Here is a 10,956-nt window from a genome sequence, read left to right on the forward strand (position 1 = left end):
CTCATAAAAAATAAAAAAGCCCAGCGAGGTTCCCCTACGAACCTGCCGGGCAAATAGCAATAAAAAACCTCCCGAAGGAGGCACTAACCGGGCACAGATTGCCCATTCGTTAAGCCATCCTTTCCACAACGGGGGGCACAGGCGTTTCCACCTGCACCGTATCGGCTGCTCGCCATGCCTCATCAGGTTTGGGCGCGGCAGCTCGGAGAGCCTTTTTTACTTTATACCACGACTATATGCTTGAAGTCAAGCGCAATCCTAAGGTATGGAATCCCATGCTATTTGACTACTCATATAGAAAGGAGCTTTAATTATGGGCAGCGCAGGCCGCGATAATTATGTGTGCTTAAACTGTGGCGCATGGTGGGGACACCGGGGAAAGTGCGATCACTGCGGGGCGGAGCTCAAGGCCGACCGTTTGCTTACCGAGGACGATAGTGAGCGTTTGGTGGAGTTGGCTAAGGCGCGCACATCAGGGATTTGGTAGCGAGGGTAGAAGTGCGGGGAGAGGTAAGAAGGGTAAAGAAAATCTGTGTACTGGGGGCTGAATATATATGAGATATGGGTATTAAAATACTGAGGTTGCTGATCCCCATCTATTTTCAAAGGATATGGAGACGTCTTCAATAATAGTTGGAATTAATGATCTTTCAAGAAAGACTACAAATGATTCTTTTTCGCCGATATCCCTGAGCCCATGACCTAGAATCGTAAGACCTCTGTCGTCAACAATGTAGCGGTCGTGCATGTCTTTTTGCCTTGCTAATTTGAATTGAAATGATGGACGTTCTTGTTTATATCGCCTCAAATCATCTTCTGAAACGCCTTGACTCCGTACTAGAAGAAAACGGACTGCACATTTATTAGGTATTTTGCATAGTAGATCGAGAGTGTTTTTACCAAAGTAAGGATCGCAAATGAGTACATTGCCAGTTACTTCTTCAAGAATATTTTCGACTGTTCTACGGTCGCTATAGTGTTTTTCTCCGCCGATATAAAATAAATTAACTGGTCCTCTACCCGGCTCTCTATCGAGCGCTCCAAACCCATCACATTTACGGCATGGGCTAAATTCCCAGCGATCTTGGCCTGTTCCATTGCAGAAAGGGCAATCCCTTTCATTGGGATATTTCTCTATTCGACCATCGCCCTCACACACTGGGCACAAAGTGTAGTTGCAGGGATCTTCCGCAGTCCCACCGCAATATGGACATTTTTTGTAATTAATTGCGAAATTGCTCAATTTCTTTCACTCCCCGCGGAACTTCATAGTTCGTGCATATATAATATAATGGGTTTCTTTTTATAGCATCTTAGTGCTTATAATTAAGTTAGCTAGTTTTACAGCGGGAACTCACCACCCCAACTGATTACCCATTTTCCAGCTTCCTTTTTATATATTTTTCCTCTGACGAAACCAACATTCTTCGTATCTTCGTCCAGTCTTTTCTTTGCCTTTTCCTTACTCTGTGCCTCTTCCTTTCTCTGTGCCTCTTCCTTACTTTTCTCAAGTGCGTCTTGAGCACGCATTCTTGGTGTCTTTACTTCAAATACTCGTCCTGATAGCGTCAGAATGTCACCTACATCTGCTGGTATACGTGCCACCTCCTTTCTCAACTTATTCATTAATTCAGTATGCCTTCTGTCTGATTTCGCTGCCACACTTAAAGCAATAAAACCTAGTCCAACTGAAATACACCCCAGTGATACACTTAATAAATCGATGTCGCCTGTTACGTCCGTGAAAGCTAAGGCAAATTGTAATATAAAAATGACTATTCCGCTACCCAAAAAGACACACCCAAAAATCAATAAGATACTCCCCCTATTTTCTCCTCCATTTTTTATTTCATGCCCTATCACCCCCCGTTGGTCGCTTATCATACTTCTTTCCCCTTTTTCTTTTTAGTCGTTGGTTAAATTAGATATGTCATTTCTATTAACGCGCCATCATTCCATAATAAGTATGATTGGGCATACCACTAGTCCCATTAGCAACACGAGTATTGCTTCCGGCTTCTTGTGCCACTATGACTAGAGTATATGCGTGTGTAGATCAATCACTTCGTCAAATTTTGCAATTGGTTTCTTTTTTGAAATATCGAAAGCATCTAAACGTAGACGAACTTTCTGGGTATGAATCACCTCCGTGTCCTTGTGAATTAACACCGGAATTAAACCGGTCCGGGATTGGTGTGGGGGTATATCAAGGGGAACCTGTAGTCTTTCATCCTTTGAAATTTGCGTCTCAATATCAGTATTTGGTAGTTTACCAATTACGATACTCCGACCTGTTCTACATTGATATGAATTCGGTTTCCATGCAATTGCTTCGTTTGGCTCACCAGCTGCAACACGATACACAGTTCTTCCCCGTGTCGCCGGATTTACAAATGCCAAACGAATCACAAAGAAATAAGCATCTTCCGATGAATCAACTAACTCAATGTCATGAACCCTTAAATGAAGAGGAAGGCGATAGCGACGTATCTCTAGGCAAGCCATGCCTATACCAAGTGCAAATCCTAAAATTCCCAGGATGCCCGCAGCTTCCATGTATACGTATTCTAAATAGGACAACTAAAGGTGTCAACCACAATCGAGGTGCGCTACAGGCGCTCCCCATTTCTTAATCACTTGTGACACACATGTCAATACGTGGTACACTTCCTCAATGCGAAATAAACCATATCCCGTAACAGTACGAGAGGCCTCCGCTCTCTTCGATATCCCCTTCAGCACTATTGCCCGCTGGGTTAAGCGTGGCTACATAACCATCCTTAAAGAATCCCCAGGCCGAGGTCTGCCGATGTACCTCGATAAGCTATCCGTCGAGAGTATCGTTGATATCTATCGCCGCGATCCAGGGCGCGGTAAATCCACTGTTCGCTTCCGCCTGAGCGCGGTTGATGCTTATTAACTGCATTCAAATGGACGCAGCGGCAAAGCCATAGTCACCATCCACCTATCTACGGGTTGTCTATTGTGTTGCCGTCTTTAATGTATTTACCGGGTAAAAACTATTGACTTTATTGGGATAAGGAGTACAATATTAGTGTGATGCTTGGACTAATTCTACAGCCAAGATGATGCAAGAGCACCCCGAGACATAAGGGTGCTCTTGAGCTTTAAGGAGGGAATTATGCAGTCAAGTCTCATCGGCAAGATCGAAAAGGCGAAGCGCTATGCCCAGGAGAAGGAGCGCATCACCTTCTCCGATTTCACCACAAGCTTCCAGGGGAAGCACAACACCTATACTGTTAAATGCAAAGATGGGCAGTGGCAGTGCACCTGTGACTTCTTCTCGCTATGGGGTCTTTGCAGCCATACCATGGCACTACAAGAAATTCTATCGGAAATGCTGCCCGAGGAAGCCCTCCTAAAAATCAATCAGGGCTAGAAGAGACCTGAGCTTCACTTACCCTTCTTAACTTAATAATGCGCGGATTTTGCCTGTCACAGCAGTTAGAGCTCCACCGAATCCGGATCCGCCACCCCACAGAAAACCTGCCTCCAAACTGGAGCATCATTTCATGGGAAATGCCCCGTTTAAAAAAATTCCCCGTTACAGACCGCTGAGCACGAATTTCTGCCCTACCTTGTGACAAAGATGAAAGATACCTGTGACTACCTTGATAGTGTCTGCTACTCGGTAACCGATCTGCCCAGCTATGAATCACAACTTAGATGAGACCGCTGTAGTAGTCTCAATCAACCCCCTAATCCCCCAATCTTGGGGGACTTTTTAAAGCTGGGGGACACCCCCATACCCCCGGCCCCGATTATATCGGGGCACCTCTTTTTCAACAATCTCCATCAGCTTAATATATGACAATACCCACTAAAAAAGCTCCCCGGTAAATGTCAAGCGCCGTGAACCCCGTTCAAACTAACTGGAGCGAGAAGAGAACCAGTTTATATCCTTTAATTCTCTCCATTTCGCTCTAATTCTCTTTATTACACTATATTACCATTATATTGTCTAATAGTAACCCATATTATTTCATAGTAGATCGGCGAAATCAATAAATCTCAACCGGTATGCCCTTTATGTACTCCCTGGCTTCTGCAGCAACGAAGAGTGAACCCGTGGCGCAGATGAGATCAGCCGGCCCTGCTACCGCAAGGGCGCGCTCGGCCGCCGATGACACGCTCTCCGCCAGCTCTCCCTTCACCCCTTGCCTTTCCAGCTCATCAAGAATCAGGGCCGGCGCGAGCGCACGGGGATGGCGGGAACAGGTAACGACGATCAGGCTGGAAATCGGAGCTAGCTCCCCCAACATCCCGGCTATATCTTTATCGGATGATGCTCCTGCTATAAGAATTAATCTATCGAAATTCAAATACTCCTCGATAGCCTCTCTCAGCTTCCTTGCCGAGTCTGCGTTATGAGCGCCATCGACCAGGAAAAGGGGCTTATCTCTCAGTATCTCCAGGCGTCCCGGCCACCGAACCTGAGCCAGCCCCCGCGCTATGTCCTCTGCCCCGATAGCGAGAGCCTCCAGGGCTGCGACGGCGATGGCGGCGTTTTCCAACTGGTGCCCGCCAATAAGGGGAATGGCAAGCTGATAACTCCCCTTCTTCCCCCTTACCTCAAAAGATTGCCCTGCCATGTTTGAGGTCAATTTTTTCCAGGTGATATCCCGTCCCACCTCAATGAGGCTTGCCCCGTTTTGGTCACATACCTCCCTTATCACCTCTGCAGCCTCAAAGGTCTGCGGCGCGCTCACCACCATTGCCCCGGGCTTGATAATACCTGCCTTCTCCCTGGCAATCTTAGCCAGAGAGTCGCCCAGAACCTCGGCATGGTCCAGGCTTAGCGAGGTGATCACGGCAATCCGGGGCGTTACTACATTTGTGGCATCGAGCCGCCCCCCCAATCCCACCTCCAGAACCTGGAAGTCGACCCTCCGCCCGCTGAAGCAGGCAAAGGCCAGAGCGGTCAATATCTCAAAGGTGGTTATCTCGCCATAATTATGGTGCCGATTCACCTCATCGATCTCAGGCCGCAACCTCTCTACCAGGGCGGAGAACTCCTCCTCAGCGATCATCTCACCATCGATAGTAATCCGCTCCCGAAAGGTATGCAGATGGGGGGAGGTATAAAGCCCGTTCCGATATCCCGCGGCTGAGAGGGCGGAGGCGATCATCGCAGCGGTGCTCCCCTTTCCCTTGGTACCCGCTATGTGAATCGCCGGGGAGGCAAGATGAGGGTTGCCCAATCTCTTAAGGAGCTCCGCCATTCGCCTCAAGTCGAAGTTGGCCGCCATGTAGAGAGAGGCGGGCAATTTCTCGTAGTCGGTAAAGCTCAGGATGTAGCTTATGGCTTCGTGATAGTTCACTGCACTATTATATCATGAGCAGGCGAGCCAATAAGAAACGTCACCAAGCCCGATGGATATACAAACGCCCGCCATACTATAAGAGACTGCTGAAATAGTATCAATCAACCCCCTAATCCCCCAATCTTGGGGGACTTTTAAATCTGGGGGACACCCCCAGACCCCCGGAAGGAAGTATCCTTCACATCTTTTTCAGCGGTCCCTACAAATGGGTCTATTTGTGGGTTGGAGCATCGGCTCCAGGCTACCCAATTGCTTCATCGGGAAACAGTTATAAAGGGGTGTCCCCTAAATAAAACACATGAGGGCGGGTGGGTGGGGAAATATCCAATTTGTCATTGCGACCCCTCCGCTTTGCGATAGTCCGACTTATCGGACGATATATCGGGGGTGGCAATCCCCAGGTTTCATGACAAAACATCACTGAATATGAAACAGGAACCCGGAGACCGATCGGCCTGGATTCCCGCCTGCGCGGGAATGACAAGGGTGTAGGGTCCGTCCGGACAGATAATGGTATTTTCGTGGCAATGACTATGAAAAGCTGGCTAACGGTGTGTATCACCAGTGTACTGGACGAGCACATTAGCTACCTTTTGGGTCACCTATGGTATAATACTATGACCCATGTTTACCCATCTTCACGTTCACACCGAATACAGCCTCCTCGATGGCCTGTGCCGCATTCCCCAGCTCATCCTCCGGGCAAAAGAGCTTGGAATGGATAGCCTGGCAATCACCGATCATGGTGCTATGCATGGGGTGATAGAATTTTACCGGGCTGCCACAGAGGCCGGGGTAAAGCCCATCCTGGGATGTGAGTTCTATACTACACCCTTTGGGCACCGCTCCAGAAACCCCGCCGATAAAAAACCCTACCACCTCATACTGCTCGCTAAGAACGTGGAGGGTTATCAGCATCTACTTCAACTCAGCACCAGGTCACACCTCGATGGTTTCTACTATAAGCCCAGGGTAGATCGGGAGCTTTTAGCCAAGCACCATGAGGGACTGGTGGCCCTCTCCGGGTGCCTCCAGGGCGAGATCCCGCGACTGCTGCTGGACGGGCGCTTCGAGGAAGCCAGGAGTGCCGCAGTTTGGTACAAGGAGGTCTTCGGCGATTTCTACCTCGAACTGCAGCGCCACCCCATAGCGGAGCTGGAACGAGTAAACCCCCAGCTCATCGCCCTCGGAGGAGAGCTGGATATCCCCCTGGTAGCCGCCAACGATGTACACTTTACACTGAAGGATGACCTACCTTCCCATGAGCTTCTCCTCTGCATTCAGCGAAACACCACCATCTACGATGAGAAGCGGATGAAGCTGGGTGACTCATTCTATCTAAAGAGCGAGACGGAGATGGCAGAGCTCTTTCCGGATCTTCCCCATGCCCTGGAGAACACCCGGCGTATTGCGGATCTGTGCCATCTTGAATTGGAATTCGGGCGGTCTCTACTCCCCGAGGTTGAAACGCCACAGGGCAAGACCGCTGATGATTATCTAGAAGAGCTTTGTCAGGAGGGTCTCAGGCATCGCTTTGCCCAGCCCGCCTCTGAGATGGTGGCCCGCATGGAGTACGAACTGGATATAATACGTAAAACCAATTTCGCCAACTATTTCCTTGTGGTTTGGGACCTCATATCCTTTGCTAAAGAAAGGGGGATTCTATTCGGGGTGCGAGGCAGCGCCGCCGCCAGCCTGGTTCTCTACTCTCTGGGGGTCACCGATATCAATCCGCTTGATAATAAGCTGGTTTTCGAGCGTTTCCTCAATGTGGAGCGCAAGGAACTACCCGACATCGACCTTGATTTTCAGGATGAGCGGCGCGATGAGGTGATCTACTATGCCGCCCAGAAATACGGTGCCGAGTGTGTGGCCCAGATCATTACCTTCGGCACCTTCGGCGCCAGGGCATCGATACGGGATGTTGGCCGCGCCCTGGGAATGCCTTATGGGAATGTAGATCGGGTAGCAAGGTTGGTCCCCACTGGCCCGAATGTGACCCTGGAGCAGGCCCTGGAGGACAACCGGGAGCTAGGTGAGCTGTATCGTCAGGATGAGGGTGTGCGCCAGCTCGTAGATAATGCCCGTGGCCTCGAGGGCATCTGTCGCCATGCCTCCACCCATGCTGCCGGTGTGGTAATTTCCAAGGAGCCGCTCACCTGTTATGTGCCCCTCCAGCGACCGACCAGGGCGGGTGAAGAAGCGATCGCCATGACCCAGTTCCCCATGGAAGCTATCGCACAGATTGGCTTACTCAAGCTGGACATCCTGGGGCTGGCGAACCTCACCGTCCTGGAGAAAACGGTAGAGCTCATTGCCCGGACCAGGGGGATCACTATCAGCCTCAGAGAGCTGCCCCTCGATGACACTAAAACCTTTGAACTCCTCTCCGCAGGGGACACCACCGGGGTTTTCCAGCTTGAAGGCGCGGGTATGCGCCGCTTCGTCAAGGAGCTCAAGCCCTCCTGCTTCAGTGATATCGCCGCCATGATCGCCCTCTACCGCCCCGGTCCCATGCAGCACATACCCGTTTTTATTAAGGCAAAGCATGGCCTGGAGCCGATACAATACCCTCATCCTGCCCTCTCTCAGATACTGGAGGAAACCTACGGGGTGATAATTTACCAGGACCAGGTGCTGCTTATAGTCCAGGCCTTCGCCGGCTACAGCCTGGGAGAGGCCGATATCTTCCGCAAGGCTATGGGCAAGAAGATCTCCGAGGTGATGAAGAAAGAGCGAAAAAAATTCATTGCAGGGGCCACGGAGAGGGGGTTTTCCGAGGAGCTGGCGAGAGACGTATTCGAACTCATCGAGCCCTTTGCCGGCTATGCCTTCAACAAGGCCCACAGTGTAAGCTATGCAATGATCGCCTATCACACCGCCTACTTTAAGGCAAACTACCCAGCTGAGTTCATGAGTGCATTGCTCAACATAGATATCGGGCAGCCAGAGAAGATACACGCCGCCGTCAGCGATTGCAACCGCCTCGGCATCCCCATTCTGCCACCGGACATCAACAAAAGCGAGGCCTCCTTTGTCATCGAACCCCAGGACGGGGAAAAGGGGATTCGCTTCGGCCTGGGAGCGATCAAGAACGTCGGTTTCGGGGCAGTCGAGCCTCTCATCGCCGCCCGCGCCGATGGTGAGTTCGAGTCCATCGCGGACTTCTGCCGCAGAGCCAACCTAGGAGCCCTGAATAAACGTTCCCTGGAAAGCCTGATCAAGGTAGGGGCGCTGGACGCCCTGGGCAATCGCGGTGCCCTTCTCGCCAGCATAGACCGCATTCTGTCACTGGCCCAGAGGGAAAAGCGGCTCAGGGAAACGGGGCAGACCACCATGTTCGACCTGTGGGGGGAGAGCGTGCCCGTCCCCCTGCCGGACCTGGAGCTGGAGGGGGACGATGCCGATCTGAAACAGAAACTAACCTGGGAGCGGGAGCTTCTGGGAGTCTACCTCTCCGAGCACCCCTACACCCGTGCCGCTCCCAATCTCGCACCGCTTACCACTGCCCTATGCGGTGAGATAGATGAGGAGATGGCAGGGCGGAATGTGGTGACCGCCGGCATGGTTTCCGCGGTGAGGCAGCTATACACCAGGGATGGACGTCCCTTTGCCAGCGTCACCCTCGAGGACCTCAATGGCCAAGCCGAGGTTACCGCCTGGCCTGAGGTCTATGAGCGCACCAGGGAGCTCTGGAGCGAGGGCAACATCATCCTGGTGGAGGGGAAGGTGCGCGCCAGAGGGGACCGGGTGCAACTGAGCTGTGAGCTGGTGCGCCAATATCAGCCTGAGGATGTGGCAGCCGCTCCGCCCCCCGTTTACAGGCTGCTGATAAATATCGCCCAGACCGAGGATGAGGAGAGCGATGTGGCACGCCTGCACCAGATTTCGGCAGTCCTCAAGGATTACCCCGGAGGGGATGAGGTAAGCCTACGTGTGACCTGTGGGGATGAGGTTATTGACCTCAAGCTCCCCGAGATGACCACAGGCTACTGCCCCCAGCTCCACAAGAGACTCGCCGCCCTCGTTGGCGAGGGCAGTTTAATGGTGGAGTAAGGGATCCGCGATAACAGAGACCTTTGCCAACACTAACACAATCTTCTAATTAAGTCGTCATAGATGTATGTTGACATCTGTGCGTTAATATTTTATTATTTCTACCACGCCACGAATGGGAATGGCGGGTTCATGTGAGTCGATGTGGCGAATTTCAACTGGAAGGGGACTACAGTGAAGAAGATAAACCTGTTTCTGGGTATCTGCTTGGCTTTGCCCGTGCTCGCCGCTGCATGCGGACAGGGCACCGGCCCGGCCGTCCAGGTAAACGGAGAGGTGGGGGTATCCTCCGCCGTTGCGCTGACCGAGGCCCGTATCGATGGGGTGGTGGGTTCTATGGATATTATGGCGGTTACGGATGAGGTGGTTTCCGCGGAGTGGGACAGCATGGTGAACATCCTTACCGAGTTCGAGGAAACCAGCATTCCGCTGGTGGCTTGGTTCGCCCTGCCAGACGGATCGTACTACACGGTGGATGCGGGCAAAGTCAGCGCCAACATCTCCGACCGCGCATATTTCCCCAAGGTTATGGCCGGGGAGACGGTGATCGGCAACCTGGTTGTGAGCAAATCCACGGGCAGGGATGTGATGGTGGCCGTGGTTCCGGTGATGAGCGGCGGCGATGTAATAGGCGCGCTGGGGGTATCGGTGTACCTTGACCAGCTGAGCCAGCTCATCGCCGATGACATGGAGCTGCCGGACGACATGGTGCTCTACGCTGTTAACGGCGACGGCTTGATAGCCCTACACAGCGATGCGAATCTCATCATGGAAGACTCTTCCGCGCTCGGTGGTGGGCCGGAGCAGGCAGTTTCCAAAGTATCGTCTCTTCTGGGGTGGACATTCACCCTCGGCCTCATAGAGTAAGGCCGTTCACGTATTTAGATATCAGCAAGAGCCTCAGGCTGCCTGAGACCACAGGCTACTGCCCCCGGCTCCACAAGAGACTCGACGCCCTAGTTGGCGAGGAAGCACTGGTGGTATCTTAGCTTAACGGGATGATGCCTCTATCCCCAGGAGGCGTCTTTTCATCTCCAGGCCGCCTTCAAAGCCGGTGAGGCTACCGTCTTTACCTATCACCCGGTGGCAGGGCACCACAATGGGGAGCGGATTCTTGGCGAGCGCTTGCCCTACAGCACGCAGCGCCCCCGGATTTCCGATCTGCCGGGCGATCCAGCCGTAGCTTCGGCTCTGGCCGTAGGGGATAGCGCGGGTCGCCACCCATACTGCGCGCTTGAAAGTAGATGTGCCGTTCAAATCGAGCTTATCGTTAAAGGAAACTTGCTCCCCCTTGAGATAGCGCCCCAGCCGCCAGGGCAGGTCGCCGAAGGGGTTGGGGTCGGCAACGGCCCCGGGGAAACCCTGCACAATGAGCCCCTGCACCACCCCCGGGGATGACTGGGGCAGTATGATTCGCCGCAGCCCAGCGGCGGAGCCCACCAGCCCTATCTTTCCAAGCTCGGTATCAATAATAGCATACCGCATCCACACAACCCCCAGGGGTTAGTTAAACTCAAGCCATTATATCTGGCGCCTTTACAGTACGCAATAACCC

The 10,956-nt window shown here is 52.3% G+C and carries 10 protein-coding genes and 1 riboswitch; of the genes, 5 read left to right on the forward strand and 5 right to left on the reverse strand.

What is annotated here, in order from left to right:
- Nucleotides 1-100: 100 nt before the first annotated feature.
- Nucleotides 101-220, reverse strand: a riboswitch (molybdenum cofactor riboswitch).
- A 93-nt stretch (nt 221-313) separates the two neighbouring features.
- Nucleotides 314-487 carry a hypothetical protein gene (locus tag VMX96_11130; protein HUU64447.1) on the forward strand — a complete coding sequence of 58 codons (174 nt, stop codon included), beginning with the start codon at nt 314-316 and terminating at the stop codon, nt 485-487.
- Nucleotides 488-568: 81 nt separating this feature from the next.
- Here the strand turns inward: VMX96_11130 and VMX96_11135 are convergent, their stop codons facing one another.
- The 3 genes from VMX96_11135 to VMX96_11145 all read right to left on the reverse strand — a co-directional run bounded on the left by VMX96_11135 (nt 569) and on the right by VMX96_11145 (nt 2,556).
- Nucleotides 569-1,243: a hypothetical protein gene (locus VMX96_11135; GenBank protein HUU64448.1), complete on the reverse strand. Its 675-nt coding sequence runs from the start codon at nt 1,241-1,243 to the stop codon at nt 569-571.
- A gap of 98 nt (nt 1,244-1,341) precedes the next feature.
- Entirely contained in the window at nt 1,342-1,884 is a 543-nt protein-coding gene (locus tag VMX96_11140; protein HUU64449.1) for a hypothetical protein, read from the reverse strand.
- A gap of 150 nt (nt 1,885-2,034) precedes the next feature.
- Complete coding sequence (locus VMX96_11145) at nt 2,035-2,556, reverse strand: hypothetical protein (GenBank protein HUU64450.1); 522 nt, start codon at nt 2,554-2,556, stop codon at nt 2,035-2,037.
- A 118-nt stretch (nt 2,557-2,674) separates the two neighbouring features.
- Between VMX96_11145 and VMX96_11150 the strand changes: the two genes are divergently transcribed.
- The gene (locus tag VMX96_11150; protein HUU64451.1) at nt 2,675-2,920 is read left to right on the forward strand and encodes a hypothetical protein; all 246 of its coding nucleotides are present in this window, start codon (nt 2,675-2,677) and stop codon (nt 2,918-2,920) included.
- A 222-nt stretch (nt 2,921-3,142) separates the two neighbouring features.
- Entirely contained in the window at nt 3,143-3,400 is a 258-nt protein-coding gene (locus tag VMX96_11155) for a hypothetical protein (GenBank protein ID HUU64452.1), read from the forward strand.
- Between the two features lie 622 nt (nt 3,401-4,022).
- On the opposite strand, the gene VMX96_11160 is transcribed toward VMX96_11155, so the two are convergent.
- Entirely contained in the window at nt 4,023-5,342 is a 1,320-nt protein-coding gene (locus VMX96_11160) for a folylpolyglutamate synthase/dihydrofolate synthase family protein (protein ID HUU64453.1), read from the reverse strand.
- 627 nt (nt 5,343-5,969) lie between these two features.
- Between VMX96_11160 and VMX96_11165 the strand changes: the two genes are divergently transcribed.
- Both VMX96_11165 and VMX96_11170 read left to right on the forward strand, forming a co-directional pair.
- Complete coding sequence (locus VMX96_11165) at nt 5,970-9,401, forward strand: DNA polymerase III subunit alpha (protein ID HUU64454.1); 3,432 nt, start codon at nt 5,970-5,972, stop codon at nt 9,399-9,401.
- 144 nt (nt 9,402-9,545) lie between these two features.
- Nucleotides 9,546-10,268, forward strand: coding sequence for a cache domain-containing protein (locus tag VMX96_11170; GenBank protein ID HUU64455.1), 723 nt, complete (start codon nt 9,546-9,548; stop codon nt 10,266-10,268).
- A 123-nt stretch (nt 10,269-10,391) separates the two neighbouring features.
- Here the strand turns inward: VMX96_11170 and VMX96_11175 are convergent, their stop codons facing one another.
- Nucleotides 10,392-10,886 carry a methylated-DNA--[protein]-cysteine S-methyltransferase gene (locus tag VMX96_11175; GenBank protein ID HUU64456.1) on the reverse strand — a complete coding sequence of 165 codons (495 nt, stop codon included), beginning with the start codon at nt 10,884-10,886 and terminating at the stop codon, nt 10,392-10,394.
- Between the last annotated feature and the right edge of the window lie 70 nt (nt 10,887-10,956).

Source organism: Dehalococcoidia bacterium, from assembly GCA_035528575.1.
Classification (GTDB): domain Bacteria; phylum Chloroflexota; class Dehalococcoidia; order E44-bin15; family E44-bin15; genus DATKYK01.